A 15,338-nucleotide genomic window follows, 5' to 3' on the forward strand; every position below is an offset into this window, starting at 1 on the left:
ACAAGAACGAGAAAACCCTGTTTACGATCATGATGGTGTATTCGGTGGTGTTCTGGACGGTGCTGGTTATCGGCACGCTCGGCCTGGCGCTGCTGTACATGCTGATGTTCTTCGTGGTGTACTGCTTCGTGCAGTCGGCCTTCATTTCCTACATCAAGGGCACGGGCGTGCGCATCACCGAGGAGCAGTTCCCCGACCTCAAGCGCCAGATCGCGCAGTGCTGCGCGCGCCTGAACATCGAGGTCGAGCCGCAGGCCTACGTCCTGCAGATGGGCGGCGCCCTGAACGCCTTCGCCACCCGCTTCCTGGGCCGCGACTTCCTGGTGCTGTACACCGATGTGGTGGACGGGCTGGCCGACAACCCGGACGCGCTGAACTTCTACATCGGCCATGAGCTGGGACACATCAAGCGCCGTCACCTGACCTGGGGCCGGGTGCTGCTGCCGGCCACCTTGCTGCCCCTGGTCGGCGCGGCCTATGCGCGCGCGCGCGAATACACCTGCGACCGCCATGGGCTGGCGGCCTGCGGCGACCCGGCGAGCGCCGAGCAGGGACTGGCAGTGCTGGCCGCCGGCAGCCGCCGCTGGCGCGACCTGAACAAGACCGCCTTCATCGCCCAGTCGCACAGCAGCAATGGCTTCTGGATGTCCTTCCATGAGCTGGTGGCCGATTATCCCTGGCTGGTCAAGCGCATGGCGGCCGTACGCGCGCTGGCCTCCGGCCAGGAAGTGACGCAGCCGCGCCGCCACCTCGGCGCCAAGATCCTCGCCTTCTTCATGCCGCGCGTGGCCGGCGGTGGGGTGGCCGGCGCCGTGATGGCCTTCTTCATCATCGGCATCCTGGCGGCAGCCGCGCTGCCCGCCATCCAGGCGCAGATGCAGAAGTCGGCGCTCGAGCAGGCATTCGGGGCGGACGCCGCCACCCTCGAACAGCTATCGCGCGAGCTCGATAGCGGCGAGCTGGAGGAAAGCGCCGGAGAAGACGGCCAGCAGGCCGATGCCATGGACACGACGCTGGTCGACGACGAGGGAGAACACGAGGACGGTGATGAGGCCGGCGATGCCGGCGAGGGCGCGTCCACGGAGGTGGAGGAGGTGCCGGAACCGGCATCTGCGTCCAGTGCCAGCCGCGGCTGAGCGGCAGGCATGGCGCCTCAGGCGTGGTCGCGCATCCACTCCTTCAGCCCGTCCACCCATTGTTTGGCCGGCAGGTTGAGGTGGCGCCGGATCTCGCCTGCGCGTTCGTACAGTGTCGAGAAGTCCAGCTGGGGCGCATGCCTGAAAGCGAGCACGACGATGTTCGCGTCGTGCACTTCGGGCAGCCAGACCACGGCGTCGAATACCTGCTGCATGGCGAGCAGGTTCTTGTCGTAGCTGTCGATCTGGCCGAACACGTTGGCGGTCATGATCCCGTCCGTGCTCAGGCAGTCGTAGCAACCCTGGTAGAACTCGGGCGAATCGAGCACCGGGCCGCGCGCATCGTGGTCGTACAGGTCGACCTGCAGCACGTCGACCTGGCCGTGGTTGGCGGCATCGAGCACGAAGTCGAGCGCGTTCATCTCGCGCACGTCGAGCCGGGCGTCGTTCTCGGGCAGGCCGAACAGGGCGCGGCAGATCGCGATCACGTTCGGATTGAGCTCGGCGGCCGCTATCCGGGCCTGGGGGAAGCGCCGGTAGCAGAACTTGGTGAGCGCGGCGCTGCCCAGCCCCAGCTGGACGATGCGGCGCGGCGCGTGCTGGAACAGGGTCCACATCATCATCATCTGGACATATTCGAGTTCGATGGCGTCCGGCTTCGACAGGCGCATTGCGCCCTGCACCCAGGAGGTGCCGAGGTGCAGGAAGCGCACCCCGTCGAATTCGTCGATGGTGGCGGGCGGGTGGCCGGGCTGGGCGAAACGGGGATCGATGCGGGCGTAGGAAGGCGGCATGGCGGCAACACGGGAGTAAGCCGCGATCATACCGTACCGCCCGTGCTGCTTGCCTCCCGGCTCACACCCCCGGCGCGGCCGGCGGCGCCGGCAGGATCAGCGTCACGGCCAGTCCGCCCCCGTCCCGGTTCGACAGCATGATGCGCCCCCCATGCGCCTCGGCGATCTCGCGCGCCAGCGCCAGGCCCAGGCCGGTGCCGCTGCGCTTGGTGGAGTAGAAGGGCACCAGGGCATTGGTAAGTACCGTCTCGCTCATGCCGCTGCCGCGGTCGAGCACGTCGATGCGTACCGCCTCCTGCATCCGGCGCACCTGCAGCGCCACCGCGTCCGGGCGCGAGTCCGATTCATGGGCGTTCTTGAGCAGGTTGAGCAGGGCCTGCTCCATCTGGGCGGCGTCGATCCAGGCAGGTTCCTGCGGTAGTTCGCCCAGCAGGCGGAAGGCCACCTGGTCCGCCAGCCGGTCCACGAAGACCTGCCACGGCACCGCCGCCAGGCGCGGGGCGGGCAGCTTGGCGAAGCGCGCGTAGCCGAGGATGAAGCTCTCCAAATGGCGGGTGCGCTCGCCGATGGTCTGCAGGATCTGCGGCAGGCGCTCGGTCTGGCCGCGCCGCACCAGCTCGGCGCCGGAATGCGCGAGCGAGGCCAGCGGCGCCAGCGAATTGTTCAGTTCATGGCTGATCACGCGGATCACCTTTTTCCAGGTCTGCACTTCCTGGCGCCGCAGTTCGGTGGTCAGGTGGCGCAGCAGCAGCAGTTCGTGGCGCCGGCCGTTCAGGGTAAAACTGCTCCTGGCCAGGTGGTAGACCTCTTCCTCTTCCGATTCGCCGGCCGTGAACAGGCCGTCGCCGCCGCGCGCCAGCGCTTCCTTCAGGGCCGGGGCCGCGCCGTCCAGGATGGTGTCCAACGCGTGGCCTTCCAGCTTGCGCCCTTCCGACAGCAGCTGGCGCGCCGCCAGGTTGGCGTACACGATGGTGCCGGCCTGGGTGCCGGCGCTGGCGAAGTCGGTTACCAGCAGCATCGCCACCGGCGTGTTCTGCACCATGGTGTCGAGCAGCAGTTCGCGCTGGACCAGGCCCAGGCGCTGTTCGCGCAGCACCTGGCCGAGGGCGTTGTGGGCGGCGATCAGGTCGGCCAGCTCGTCGTTCTGCGGCCAGTGCAGGCTGAAGGAAAAGTCGCCGTCGCGGTAGCTCGCGACCGTGCCTTCGAGGGCGCGGAACAGCGACAGGATGGGCTGGATTTGGGAACGGATGGTGATGATGGCGATCGGGACGATCGCCGCCAGGCAGGCCACGAAGACCAGCACCGGATGCCCGGGGAACAGGTGGTCCAGCCCGAGCGCGACCAGCATGCCGAGCGCCAGCAGGGTGCCGACCAGCGCCGACCAGCGCGTGACCAGCGAGAGGCGAACGCCCCTGCGCCCGTCCTTGTTCATGCCGGCCTGGCGATGCCGAGCCGTTCCATGCGCCGGTACAGGGCCTGGCGCGACAGGCCCAGCTCGGCGGAGGCCTGGGACACCACGCCGCCGGCGCGCGCCAGCGCCTGCACGATCGCCTCGCGGTCGGGTTCCGTCTCCTGCGCCGGTGTCGCCGCCACCGGCAGGCCGAGGTCGGCCGCCTTGATGACATCACCCTGCGCCAGCAGGCTGGCGCGCGCCATCACGTTCTTCAGTTCGCGCACGTTGCCGGGCCAGCCGTGCGCCTGCAGCGCGGCTTGCGCCGATGGGTGCAGGGTCTTCCCGCGCAGGAAGGACAGGGCCAGCGGCAGGATGTCGCCAGGACGCGCAGCCAAGGGCGGCAGGCGCAGCTCGATCACGTTCAGGCGGTAGAACAGGTCTTCGCGGAAGCTTCCGGCGCGGATCATGGCGCCGAGATCGGCATTCGTGGCGCTGATCACCCGCACCTTCACCTGCCGTTCGCGGTTCGAGCCGAGGCGTTCGAAGCGTCCTGTTTCCAGCACGCGCAGCAGTTTCATCTGGCCGGCCAGCGGCAGGTTGCCGATCTCGTCGAGGAACAGGGTGCCGCCGTCGGCCGCCTCGAACTTGCCTTCGCGCGCCTTCGAGGCACCGGTGTAGGCACCGGCATCGGCGCCGAACAGCTCGGCCTCGATCAGTTCCGAGGGCAGGGCGCCGCAGTTCAGCACCACGAAGGGGCCATCGGCCACCTGCGAGTTGGCCTGGATGATCTCGGCGATGCGCTCCTTGCCGGTGCCGTTCGGACCGGTGATGAGCACCGGCACGTCGGCGCGCGCCACCTGGCAGGCCAGGTTCAGGACGCGTTCGGTGGCCGGGTCCTGCCACACCAGGCCGCGCAGGTCGAAGTTCTGTTCCAGCTCGCGCTTGGCCTTGCGCTCGCGCTGCAGGCGCTGGTTCAGGGCGCGGTTGGCCTGGCCCAGTTCGATCAGGTTGCTCACCGTGGTGAGCAGGCGCTCGTCGTCCCAGGGCTTGGACAGGTAATCGGCGGCGCCGGCCTTGATCAGTTCCACCGCGGCGTCCAGGTGGGTCCAGGCGGTGAGCAGGATCACCGGCAGGTCCGGATAACGCCGGCGGATCTCGCGAAACAGCGCCACGCCTTCCTCGCCGGAAGTCGTATCGGCCGTGAAGTTCATGTCCTGGATGACCAGGTCGACCGCCTCGCGCCCGAGGATGGCCAGTCCTTCCTCCGGCGACGCCGCGCGCAGCGAGGCGATGTCGTGCAGGGAGAACAGGACCTCGAGCGCGATCGCGACCGCGGCGTTGTCGTCGATGATCAATACGGTAGGCATGACGGCAAGTGTAGCACTGGTCGGTTGCCCAAAGTTAATACTCTGGCACGCCTCAGGTGAGCCATCATGCGCTGCGCGTGGCCGTCGCCGGCGAGATGCTGGCCGCACGCCAGGCCGGGCCATAGGCCGCCAGGATGCCGAGCGCCCAGAACACGAGCGCGCCGCCGACCAGGTAGGGCGCCGGCAGGCGCGCCATCTCGAGCCTGGTTACCAGGAGGTGGTTCAGCCCGAGGCCCAGCACGACGCCACCGAACACGCCGGCGCTGGTGATCATCACGTTTTCCACGATGAAGTAGCGCAGGATGTCGAGCTTGCGCGCGCCGAGCGCACGCCGCACGCCGATCTGCTTGCGGCGCTGGGTGACCCACAGGCTGGCCATGCCGACGATGCCGGAACAGGTGATCAGGAGCAGCAGCACGCTGACCGTGATCAGCATCCAGGCCAGCGCGACGTCGCCGCGGTAGCGCTTCTGGCGGTCTTCCTCGACCGTCTTGGCCTCCAGGATCATCGGCGTGGCCGAGGACTTGCGCAGCGCCGCTTCCGCTTCCTTCATCACGCGGTCGCGCTGGCCCGCTTCGGCGCGGATGGCGTACAGGGAACCGGGATTGCCGTACAGGCGCGCCGGCACCAGGGCCGACCACTCGCCGCGCTCGCCGACGTCGCCGTGGGCCGACTGCAGGCGCTCGACCACGCCGACGATCTGCGCGCCCTGGGCTTCCTCGCCGGTGCCGAAGTACAGCGTCTTGCCGATCGCCGAACCGTTCGGCCACAGCTTGTCGGCCAGTGGCTTGGTGATGATCAGCTGCTTGGGCAGGTCGCGGCTGGCGTTCTCGTTGACGTCGACCAGTTCCTGCGGCTGGAAGTCGCGTCCTTCCACCAGGCGCAGGCCCAGGGTCTTGACCAGCGAATCGCCGGAGATGTACACCGAGGCCAGCGCGCTCTCGCGCTCCTGGCGCCGGTCGAGCGCGACGCTGTTGGTGCTGCCGCTGCCGGAGATCGGCATCTGCGTCACCTGGGCCACCGACACCACGCCCGGCACCGCGCGCAGCACCTCGGTCTCGCGCTTGATGGTGGCGAGCATCTGCTCGGGGCCGTCGCTGTTCAGGTTGCGCACGTTGAAGTAGAAGGTGGCCGCTTCATCGAGCAGGCCGGTCGGGCGCGCCGCCACCGCGCGGCGTTCGTTGACGACGTGCAGGGCATTGGCCAGGATCGCCAGGCTCAGCGCGACCTGGAGCGCAACCAGGATCGGACCGGTCTTGTTGCGCATCAGCGCGGACAGGATGGGCTTGATTTCCATGATGGTGTCTTTCCTTGTCTGGTTGTCACTGCGATTTCAGCTGGATGGCCGGGGTCACCTGGCAGGCGCGCCAGGTCGGCAGCAGGCCGGCGAGGATGGCGGCGGTGACGGACATGATGAAGGTCAGCATCAGCATCTGCCAGTCCATGCGCGCGACCGCCGCCATGCCCTTGCTCTGCATGCCGATCAGCGCCAGCGCGCCGAAGGACAGCGCCAGCCCGAGCACGCCGCCGACCAGTCCGACCACGCCGGTCTCGATCAGGAACTGCTTGAACACGTCGCGGCGCGAGGCGCCGAGCGCGCGCCGCACGCCGATCTCGGAGGCGCGCACCGAGAACTTCGCCAGCAGCAGGCCGACGGTGTTGACCAGGCACAGGATCAGGAAGCCGAAGGCCAGCCAGGCCGACAGCTTGCTGTCGTTGCCGACCACTTTCATGTGCTCCATCCACTCCATCACGTTGTATAGCTTGTTCGGTGCATTGCGCTTCAGGCGGCCCAGCTTGCGCTGCTCGCTCGCATAGTTGTCGAGCCAGGACTGCAGCTCGGCGCGGTCGCCGGCCGAGCGGGTCTCGAACCAGAACTGGAGCCAGGTGCATTCCGAGGCAAGCAGGTTGGCGAAACCCGGTTCGCGGCTGGCGCTGCAATTCATGCTGCCGTTATGGCCCATCTCGTGGCGCAGCGCGGTGGAGAAAGGAATGAAGAACTCTTCCGGGTTGCCGAAGCGGCTGCCGCCGATCAGGCGGTAGTAGTGCGGCAGCGGGTTCCAGGCGTCGAGCACGCCGACCACGGTGTAAGGAAAGCCGCCGATGCGGATCTGGCGGCCAACCGGATTGGCCTCGCCGAACAGCTTCTCGGCCACCGCGCGGCCCAGCACCACGACATCGGCGCCGCGCGCATCGTCGCCTTCCGTCCAGGCCTGGCCATGCAGGAAGGGCACCTTGAACATGGTGAAGAAATCGCGCGTGGGCGCCAGGCCGGAAGCGGTAAAGGCCGGCATGTCGGCGCGCGGAGGTTCGATCGGCTGGAACACCCCGTACATCGCGGTGCGACGCTCGCCCTGGCCGCTCTTGAGGAAGTTGGCGGCGTCGATGTAGCCCAGCTGGTCGTCGTTCGGGCCGTCGCTCGGGGACCAGCCCTCGACCGGGCCGTTGTCCACGTGCGGCACGAACAGGCGCTCGCTCTTCTCGGGGATCGGGTCGCCCGACATCATGTGCAGGATGGTGAGCGTGGAGACGCTGGCAGCCACGCCGATGGCCAGGGTCAGCACCATCAGCGCGGTCAGGGCCGGGTTGCGGCGCAGGCTGCGCACGCCGAGCTTGAAGTAATAGGAGAACATGGCGCCTCCCTCCTTATGCCGACACCGCGGCTGCCTTGGCGTCGACCAGGGTCGGGCCCTTGCGCACCAGGTCCGAGACCTGGCCGTCGATGATGTGCACGTTGCGGTGGGTGCGCACGGCCAGTTCCGGATCGTGGGTCACCATCAGGATGGTGGTGCCGGCCGCGTTGATCTCTTCCAGCAGCTCCATCACGCCGCGCGCCATCTGGGTGTCGAGGTTGCCGGTCGGTTCGTCGGCCAGCAGCAGCTTGGGCGAACCGGCCAGCGCGCGCGCGATCGCGACGCGCTGCTGCTGGCCGCCGGACAGCTCGGCCGGGTAGTGCTTCATGCGCGAAGCCAGGCCGACCTTGCCGAGGGCGTCCTCGATGCGCTCCTTGCGCTCGGTCTTGTTGAAGCCGCGGTAGCGCAGCGGCACGTCGACGTTGTCGAACAGGTTCAGGTCGGGGATCAGGTTGAAACCCTGGAAGATGAAGCCCAGCTTCTCGTTGCGCAGGCGCGAGCGGGCGCTGTCGTCCAGTCCCTTGACGTTGATGCCGTCCAGGATGTACTCGCCCGAGGTGAATTCCTCCAGCAGGCCGGCGATGTTCAGGAAGCTGGTCTTGCCGGAGCCGGACGGGCCGGTGACGGTAACGAACTCGCCCTGCTTGACGTCGATCTCGAAGCCGCGCAGCGCGTGGGTCTCGATCATGTGGGTGCGGTACACCTTGCTCAGGTTGGTCATGCGCAGCATGGGATGCTCCTAGTTTGTGTTGGTCTTGTTCAGGGACGGCTCGGTTGACTCGGTTGACTCAGTTGATCGTGACGCGGGCGGCATTGTTGAAGGTGTCGGTGCCGGAGACCACCACCTTGTCTCCCTGCTTCAGGCCGGACAGGATCTCGACGGCCGAAATGCTGGTGGCGCCGATCTGGATCGGGGTGCGCACGGCGATCCCGTCCTGCACCACGTAGGCATGGCGTCCGCCCTCGCTTTCGACGAAGGGGCCGCGCGGCAGCATCAGGACGTTCGGCCTTTCCTCGATCAGCAGGCGCGCGCTCACGCGCTGGCTCTGGCGCAGGCCCCTGGGCTGCTCGCCGTCGAAGCGGATGCGCGCCAGCACCTGGTTCTTGACCACTTCCGGCGACAGCGCGGACAGCTTGCCGGTCGCCGTACCCGAGGGCAGGGTGATCTCGGCATTCATGCCCAGGCCGATATCGGCCACGTAGGTCTCCGGCACCTCGACCTCGACTTCGAGCTTGGACAGGTCGACTAGGGTCATCAGCGGCGCATTGGCGGCCACCACCATGCGGTTCTGCACGTTCAGGGTGCCGATGAAACCGTCCACCGGCGCGCGCACGGTCAACTCGTCCACGCGGCGCTGGGCGTTGGCCAGCGACAGGCGCTGGCGTTCCAGTTCGTTGATCTTGGTCTTCAGGGCCAGCTGCACGTCGTCGCTTTCCAGGCCCGCGGCCTGGGACGCGTGGCGCGCGCGGATCTCGGCCGAGTTCAGCGCATCCTTGGCCTTCTGGTAGTCGATCTTGGCGATGATGCCGACCTGCGCCACGCTCTCGTAGCGTTCCAGGGTGCGCTGGGCCGACAGGCGGTCGATCTCGGCGGTGTCGGCTTCCTTCTGCGCCAGCAGCTTCTGCTTGCGCGCCAGGATCTGCTGGCGCGCCACCTCGGCCTTGAGCTGCTCGTAGCTCGAGGTCTCGCGCTTGAGTTCATCGGTGAGGTCGGGCGACTCCAGCACGGCGAGGACATCACCGCGTTTGACGGTGTCGCCGGCGGCAACCTTCAGGTTGACGGTGGACGGGGCGGTGGAATACAGGGTGGGGCTGATGGCGGCCACGATACGGCCATTCACCGAGGCGTCGCGCACCAGGGTGCCGCGCGTGACCTCGCCGATGCGCAGGCGCGCTTCCTTGACCGAATGTTCGCTGCTGGTCCAGGCGCCGAACACGGCGGCGCTGGCAGCGAGGATGGCGATGGCGCCACCCACCCACAGGGCACGGCGCTTGAGCTGGTGGACCGGGGCCGGGGTGATGACGGCATCTTGGTGGGAGGTATCGCGGATCATGGCTTTTCTGGTTGACAACGTGAATGCAGCTGTCAATGCAGGATCCGTGCCAGTAGGGCAAGTACTTGATTTTCCGTGGAGAGTCGCCGCCGTGTCCGGTGTCCGGGGTGTCCGTCAATACGAATTCGGACACTGTGCGCGGACAGTGGTGGGACTGCCTGGAATGTGCCGCCCGGCCGCGCGCCAGCCTCAGTGGCGCTTGAGCGGCTTGCCGTTCGCGATCACCTCGCGGCAGTCGCCGCGCATCTTCGCGTCGTCGTAGTCGGTCCAGCCGTAGCTGTCGACGTAGCGCTTGTGGCGCTGGAAGGCCGGGCTTACGAAGCTCCAGGCAAGCCGCTCGTCCGGATAGCGGATGTCGGCCATGTCGAGCACGGTATGGAACATGTTCTCGGTCGAGAGTCTGGCGCCGCGGTGGCGCTGCAGCTGCGCGATCTTGCCGGGAAAGCGCTCGCCATAGCTGCGCGAGTACCAGACGAAGGCCGGCACGTGGAATTCGTACTGGGTGTTATGGCCGTGGAAGGCGATCTTGCACGACTTGTCGTACAGGGTCTGGCCGTGGTCGGCCACGTACAGCATCGAGGCCGGCAAGCCGCTCTCCTTGAGCACGCCGATCACGTTCGACAGGAACCAGTCGGTGTACAGGATCGCACTGTCGTAGCTGTTGTTCATCTCCGGCTCGATGCGCGGATTGGTGTAGTCGGGCTTGTCGAGCGCGCGCAGCGAGGGCAGCCAGCGGTCGAATTCCTGCGGATAGCGGTGGGCATAGTTCCAGTGGCTGCCCAGCGTGTGCAGCACCACCAGCACCTTTTGCGCCGGGTCGGCGACGGCGCGCCGCAGCGGTTCGAGCAGCACCGCATCGTGGTTCGAGGCGCCCGAGGTGTCGCCCAGGTTCAGGAACTGGACCTCGTCCGCCTCCTGCGCAAACACCGACACCGGCGTGTCGAACTTGCCGAACGAGACCTGGTTCGAGATCCAGAAGGTCTTGAAGCCGGCTTCCCTGAAGGCGGACAGGAAGGATTTCTCCGAGAAGCCATCCTTCAGGCTTTGCATCGCGGGTTTGCGCGAGATGATCACCGGGACCGACAGGCGGGTGGCCGACACCGGTGTGATCACGTCCTTCAGCATCACCAGGTTCTCTTCGCGCGCCAGCAGGGGATTGGTCTGGCGCCCATAGCCGTTCAGGCTCCAGCGGTCGAAGCGCGAGGATTCGCCGAGTACCACCACGACTAGCTGCGGCGCGTGTTCGTCCCCGGCCTGCCGCGCACCGAAGCGGAAGTCGGCGCTGCGCCGCTTCAGTTGCGCGAGGTAGACCCGCTCTTTATAGAAGTCGAGGCCGCGCGCGGCCAGGCCGAAGGGCCAGGAATGGGCGAATAGATCGAGGTCGAACGGCGGCCTGGCCCAGGCGGGAAGGGTCGGCCAGCTGCCCGCCATGGCGCCAACGGGCACGGCGGCGCGCTTGCCCTGCGATTGGACGTAGCCGAATGCCTGCCCGTAGGCCAGCACCGCCGCGCAGGCGCCGAGCACCCCCAGCACGGCCCAGCGCGAGCGGTCGTTCCAGTCCAGGGCGCGGGTGCGCCAGGCCACCGCCCAGGTCGAGCCGAACCACAGCAGTACCGCGAGCAGCACCGCGCCCAGCAGCCAGGCTTTCCCGCCCAGGAACTCCAGCGCCTCGCTGGGACTGGTTTCGGCGATGATGCCGAGGTGGTGGGTCGAGATGCCCTGGCCATAATAGACAAGCAGATAGAGCTCGACCGGCAGTGCCAGGAAGGCGGGCAGCAGGGCCCAGTGGAACCAGGCCGGACGCTTGCCCAGGGCCCAGGCCGCGATCCAGGCGAACAGGCCGGCGCCCAGCAGCTGCCATGGACTGTCCGCCTGTTCCTGCGCATCCAGCAGCCGGCCGGCGAAGGGCATGGCGGACAGCAGCGCATAGCTCAGCAGCAGATAGAGCAGGGTGGGGCGCAGCGGGAGCGGCAGGGGACGGGACATCGGTCGGGGCGGGGAGAGGGCGAAATCGGCTATTATCCCGTCTTTATAATGGGAAACGCACTATCCTGCTTGCAAGCCAGGACAGGGCGTTGTCGCAGGCTTGCCACATCCATCACGGTAAACCCCGGTTTACTTTCGCAAGCGGCCTGGCCGGCCGGCAAAGCGGTTGACCCACTTGACTATCGGGTCTATACTCGCGAGTTCTCGAATTTATTCTGCACACCGTATACGCATTCGCAGCCGCTCCTTTGGCGAGTGGCTTTCGTCGCCTCCGCTGTCCAGTGAATGTCGGGACTAGGTTTCAGTCCCCGGGCAACACGCAATATCCTGCCCGGGTCATCAACGTAGTAATTTTGTTGGATTTTTGAACGATGCCAACCATCAATCAACTGATTCGCAAGCCGCGTGAAGCCGCGGTTGTGAAGAGCAAGTCCCCGGCACTGGAAAACTGCCCGCAGAAGCGCGGCGTGTGCACCCGTGTCTACACCACGACCCCGAAGAAGCCGAACTCGGCACTGCGTAAGGTCGCCAAGGTGCGCCTGACCAACGGTTTCGAAGTCATTTCGTACATCGGCGGTGAAGGCCACAACCTGCAAGAGCACAGCGTCGTCCTGATCCGCGGCGGCCGTGTGAAAGACTTGCCGGGTGTGCGTTACCACATGGTCCGCGGCGCACTGGATACCCAGGGCGTGAAAGACCGTAAGCAGGCTCGCTCGAAGTACGGTGCCAAGCGCGCCAAGGCCGGCGCCAAGAAGTAATTCTTCGCGTAATTCTGCGGACCCTGTCACATACAGGCCACATTAAAAAGTTAAGTTGAGCCGGCCGGAAGGCCGAGTAAGTGAAAGGCCATGAGGGTCTTTCGCGAGTGCGGATGCCGCACTCAACTGAAGATAGGAAGGAATTGAAATGCCACGTCGTCGTGAAGTACCCAAGCGCGAGATTCTGCCGGATCCAAAATTCGGCAACACCGATGTCGCCAAGTTCGTCAACGTTCTGATGCTGTCCGGTAAAAAATCGGTCGCTGAAAACATCATCTACGGTGCGTTCGAATACATCCAGACCAAATCGGGCAAGGACCCGCTGGAAGTGTTCACGACCGCGATCAACAACTGCAAGCCGATGGTCGAGGTGAAATCCCGCCGTGTCGGCGGCGCCAACTACCAGGTGCCAGTGGAAGTTCGTCCGGTTCGTCGTATGGCGCTGTCCATGCGTTGGTTGCGCGAAGCCGCAAACAAGCGCAGCGAAAAATCCATGCCGCAACGCCTGGGTGGTGAACTGATGGAAGCGGCTGAAATGCGCGGTGGCGCAATGAAGCGCCGTGACGAAGTGCACCGCATGGCAGAAGCGAACAAGGCGTTCTCGCACTTCCGCTTCTAAGCAAATGGCCAAACCCCTTCGGGGCGTGCGGCCTGCAGTATCTGTTGTTCAGGCCGGGCGCGTTTTGATCGTCAAAATGCCGTCCGGTTTTGTCCATTCAAAGATTTAGGAAAAATTATGGCACGCACTACCCCCATTGAGCGCTACCGCAATATCGGTATTTCCGCTCACATCGACGCCGGCAAGACCACGACCACCGAGCGCATCCTGTTCTACACGGGTGTGAACCACAAGATCGGTGAGGTGCACGACGGCGCCGCCACCATGGACTGGATGGAGCAGGAGCAAGAGCGCGGTATTACCATTACCTCGGCAGCGACGACCTGCTTCTGGAAGGGTATGGCCAACAACTTCGAGCCGCACCGCTTCAACATCATCGATACCCCGGGCCACGTCGACTTCACCATCGAGGTGGAACGTTCGATGCGCGTGCTGGACGGCGCCTGCATGGTCTACTGCGCGGTCGGCGGCGTGCAGCCGCAGTCGGAAACCGTGTGGCGTCAGGCTAACAAGTACAAGGTCCCGCGTCTGGCATTCGTCAACAAGATGGACCGTACCGGTGCCAACTTCTTCAAGGTGTACGAGCAGATGCGCGCCCGCCTGAAGGCCAACCCGATCCCGCTGCAAGTGCCTATCGGCGCCGAAGACAACTTCAAGGGCGTGGTCGACCTGGTCAAGATGAAGGCCATCCTGTGGGACGACGCTTCGCAGGGCATGAAGTTCGACTACGTCGACGTGCCGGCCGAACTGGTCGACACCTGCAACGAGTGGCGCGAGAAGCTGGTCGAAACCGCCGCTGAAGCGTCGGAAGAGCTGATGAACAAGTACCTCGAAGAGGGCGAACTGTCGGAAGCCGAGATCAAGAAGGCGCTGCGCCAGCGCACCATCGCGGGCGAAATCGTCCCGATGATGTGCGGTACCGCATTCAAGAACAAGGGCGTGCAGGCAATGCTGGACGCGGTCATCGAATACCTGCCGTCGCCAGTGGACATCCCGCCGGTCGGTGGTACGGACGAAGACGACCAGCCGGTCACCCGCAAGGCCGACGACAGCGAGAAATTCGCTGCGCTGGCATTCAAGATCATGACCGACCCGTTCGTCGGCCAGCTGATCTTCTTCCGCGTGTACTCGGGCGTCATCAATTCGGGCGATACCGTCTACAACCCGATCAAGGGCAAGAAGGAACGCGTCGGCCGTATCCTGCAGATGCACGCGAACCAGCGTGAAGAGATCAAGGAAGTCCGCGCAGGCGACATCGCCGCTGCGGTCGGCCTGAAGGAAGCCACCACCGGCGAGACCCTGTGCGATCCGTCGGCACCGATCATCCTCGAAAAGATGGTGTTCCCGGAGCCGGTCATCCAGCAGGCAGTCGAGCCGAAGACCAAGGCTGACCAGGAAAAGATGGGCCTGGCACTGAACCGTCTGGCTCAGGAAGACCCGTCGTTCCGCGTGCGTACCGACGAAGAATCGGGCCAGACCATCATCGGTGGTATGGGCGAGCTGCACCTGGAAATTATCGTTGACCGCATGAAGCGTGAGTTCAACGTGGAAGCAACCGTCGGCAAGCCGCAGGTTGCCTACCGCGAAACCATCCGCAAGGCAGTCACCGACGTCGAAGGCAAGTTCGTCAAGCAGTCGGGCGGCCGCGGCCAGTACGGTCACGCTGTCCTGACCATCGAGCCGCAGGAGCCGGGCAAGGGCTTCGAATTCGTCGACGCCATCAAGGGCGGCGTGGTTCCGCGCGAATACATCCCGGCAGTCGAGAAGGGTGTGCGCGAGACCCTGACCAGCGGCGTGCTGGCTGGCTACCCGGTGGTTGACGTGAAAGTCACCCTGACCTTCGGTTCGTACCACGACGTCGACTCGAACGAAAACGCGTTCCGCATGGCGGGCTCGATGGCGTTCAAGGACGGCTGCCGCAAGGCGAACCCGGTCATCCTCGAGCCGATGATGGCCGTGGAAGTGGAAACGCCGGAAGACTACGCTGGTTCGGTGATGGGCGACCTGTCGTCCCGCCGCGGCATGGTGCAGGGCATGGACGAAATCCCGGGCGGCGGCGGCAAGATCATCAAGGCCGAAGTCCCGCTGTCGGAAATGTTCGGTTACTCGACCTCGCTGCGTTCGGCGACCCAGGGCCGTGCAACCTACACGATGGAGTTCAAGCACTATTCGGAAGCGCCGAAGCACGTGATCGACGCTATCGTGACCGCGAAAGCCAAGTAATAAAAAACCGGGAACGGGTTCCATCGTGGAGCCCGTCTCCAAACAAGCTAAAACAAATAAATCGTTTCTTTTAAAGGAAGATAGGAAATGGCAAAAGGTAAATTCGAACGGACCAAGCCGCACGTCAACGTCGGCACCATCGGTCACGTTGACCACGGCAAAACCACCCTGACGGCTGCAATCGCAACCGTTCTGTCGAAGAAGTTCGGCGGCGAAGCCAAGGCCTACGACCAGATCGACGCGGCTCCGGAAGAAAAAGCACGCGGCATCACCATCAACACCGCGCACGTCGAGTACGAAACCGAAAACCGTCACTACGCGCACGTTGACTGCCCAGGCCACGCCGACTACATCAAGAACATGATTACCGGTGCC

13 protein-coding genes are annotated in these 15,338 nt (G+C 65.4%); 5 read left to right on the forward strand and 8 right to left on the reverse strand.

Annotation, left to right across the window (positions count from 1 at the left end; all coding sequences use genetic code 11):
* Positions 1–1,136 (forward strand): M48 family metallopeptidase (locus LCI23_RS03710; RefSeq protein WP_224944296.1); only part of this gene is annotated, 1,136 nt, incomplete at its 5' end.
* 17 nt (positions 1,137–1,153) lie between these two features.
* Here LCI23_RS03710 and LCI23_RS03715 read toward each other — a convergent pair.
* The 8 genes from LCI23_RS03715 to LCI23_RS03750 form a co-directional block, all read right to left on the reverse strand.
* Positions 1,154–1,930: a spermidine synthase gene (locus LCI23_RS03715; RefSeq protein WP_224944299.1), complete on the reverse strand. Its 777-nt coding sequence runs from the start codon at positions 1,928–1,930 to the stop codon at positions 1,154–1,156.
* A 61-nt stretch (positions 1,931–1,991) separates the two neighbouring features.
* Positions 1,992–3,362: a PAS domain-containing sensor histidine kinase gene (locus tag LCI23_RS03720; RefSeq protein WP_224944301.1), complete on the reverse strand. Its 1,371-nt coding sequence runs from the start codon at positions 3,360–3,362 to the stop codon at positions 1,992–1,994.
* Positions 3,359–4,690, reverse strand: a complete 1,332-nt coding sequence (locus LCI23_RS03725; RefSeq protein ID WP_224944303.1) for a sigma-54 dependent transcriptional regulator — start codon at positions 4,688–4,690, stop codon at positions 3,359–3,361. Before LCI23_RS03725 ends, LCI23_RS03720 begins: the two co-directional genes overlap by 4 nt.
* Before the next feature lie 64 nt (positions 4,691–4,754).
* Entirely contained in the window at positions 4,755–5,987 is a 1,233-nt protein-coding gene (locus tag LCI23_RS03730; RefSeq protein WP_224944305.1) for an ABC transporter permease, read from the reverse strand.
* A 25-nt stretch (positions 5,988–6,012) separates the two neighbouring features.
* Complete coding sequence (locus tag LCI23_RS03735; protein WP_224944307.1) at positions 6,013–7,323, reverse strand: ABC transporter permease; 1,311 nt, start codon at positions 7,321–7,323, stop codon at positions 6,013–6,015.
* Positions 7,324–7,336: 13 nt separating this feature from the next.
* Positions 7,337–8,053 carry an ABC transporter ATP-binding protein gene (locus LCI23_RS03740; RefSeq protein ID WP_224944310.1) on the reverse strand — a complete coding sequence of 239 codons (717 nt, stop codon included), beginning with the start codon at positions 8,051–8,053 and terminating at the stop codon, positions 7,337–7,339.
* Between the two features lie 58 nt (positions 8,054–8,111).
* Positions 8,112–9,377 (reverse strand): efflux RND transporter periplasmic adaptor subunit, encoded by a 1,266-nt coding sequence (locus tag LCI23_RS03745; protein WP_224944312.1) that lies wholly within the window; start codon positions 9,375–9,377, stop codon positions 8,112–8,114.
* A 189-nt stretch (positions 9,378–9,566) separates the two neighbouring features.
* Positions 9,567–11,363 (reverse strand): phosphoethanolamine transferase, encoded by a 1,797-nt coding sequence (locus tag LCI23_RS03750; protein WP_224944317.1) that lies wholly within the window; start codon positions 11,361–11,363, stop codon positions 9,567–9,569.
* A gap of 371 nt (positions 11,364–11,734) precedes the next feature.
* Between LCI23_RS03750 and rpsL the strand changes: the two genes are divergently transcribed.
* From rpsL to LCI23_RS03770, 4 genes are all read left to right on the forward strand, one after another.
* Positions 11,735–12,121, forward strand: coding sequence for a 30S ribosomal protein S12 (gene rpsL, locus LCI23_RS03755; RefSeq protein ID WP_027867278.1), 387 nt, complete (start codon positions 11,735–11,737; stop codon positions 12,119–12,121).
* Positions 12,122–12,269: 148 nt separating this feature from the next.
* Entirely contained in the window at positions 12,270–12,740 is a 471-nt protein-coding gene (gene rpsG / locus LCI23_RS03760) for a 30S ribosomal protein S7 (RefSeq protein WP_224944319.1), read from the forward strand.
* A 117-nt stretch (positions 12,741–12,857) separates the two neighbouring features.
* The gene (gene fusA, locus LCI23_RS03765; protein WP_224944321.1) at positions 12,858–14,963 is read left to right on the forward strand and encodes an elongation factor G; all 2,106 of its coding nucleotides are present in this window, start codon (positions 12,858–12,860) and stop codon (positions 14,961–14,963) included.
* An 87-nt stretch (positions 14,964–15,050) separates the two neighbouring features.
* Positions 15,051–15,338, forward strand: a 288-nt coding sequence (locus tag LCI23_RS03770; protein ID WP_229493619.1) for a GTP-binding protein, incomplete at its 3' end; no start/stop codon positions are given.

It is taken from the genome of Massilia sp. MS-15 (genome assembly GCF_020176695.1).
Taxonomy (GTDB): domain Bacteria; phylum Pseudomonadota; class Gammaproteobacteria; order Burkholderiales; family Burkholderiaceae_D; genus Telluria; species Telluria hydrophila.

Bases quoted from the DNA above. Each gene is read 5' to 3' on its own strand.
- rpsG (WP_224944319.1), top strand. From the start codon at position 12,270: ATGCCACGTCGTCGTGAAGTACCCAAGCGCGAGATTCTGCCGGATCCA.
- fusA (WP_224944321.1), top strand. From the start codon at position 12,858: ATGGCACGCACTACCCCCATTGAGCGCTACCGCAATATCGGTATTTCC.
- LCI23_RS03730 (WP_224944305.1), bottom strand. From the start codon at position 5,987: ATGGAAATCAAGCCCATCCTGTCCGCGCTGATGCGCAACAAGACCGGT.
- LCI23_RS03715 (WP_224944299.1), bottom strand. From the start codon at position 1,930: ATGCCGCCTTCCTACGCCCGCATCGATCCCCGTTTCGCCCAGCCCGGC.
- LCI23_RS03720 (WP_224944301.1), bottom strand. From the start codon at position 3,362: ATGAACAAGGACGGGCGCAGGGGCGTTCGCCTCTCGCTGGTCACGCGC.
- rpsL (WP_027867278.1), top strand. From the start codon at position 11,735: ATGCCAACCATCAATCAACTGATTCGCAAGCCGCGTGAAGCCGCGGTT.
- LCI23_RS03725 (WP_224944303.1), bottom strand. From the start codon at position 4,690: ATGCCTACCGTATTGATCATCGACGACAACGCCGCGGTCGCGATCGCG.
- LCI23_RS03750 (WP_224944317.1), bottom strand. From the start codon at position 11,363: ATGTCCCGTCCCCTGCCGCTCCCGCTGCGCCCCACCCTGCTCTATCTG.
- LCI23_RS03735 (WP_224944307.1), bottom strand. From the start codon at position 7,323: ATGTTCTCCTATTACTTCAAGCTCGGCGTGCGCAGCCTGCGCCGCAAC.
- LCI23_RS03745 (WP_224944312.1), bottom strand. From the start codon at position 9,377: ATGATCCGCGATACCTCCCACCAAGATGCCGTCATCACCCCGGCCCCG.
- LCI23_RS03740 (WP_224944310.1), bottom strand. From the start codon at position 8,053: ATGCTGCGCATGACCAACCTGAGCAAGGTGTACCGCACCCACATGATC.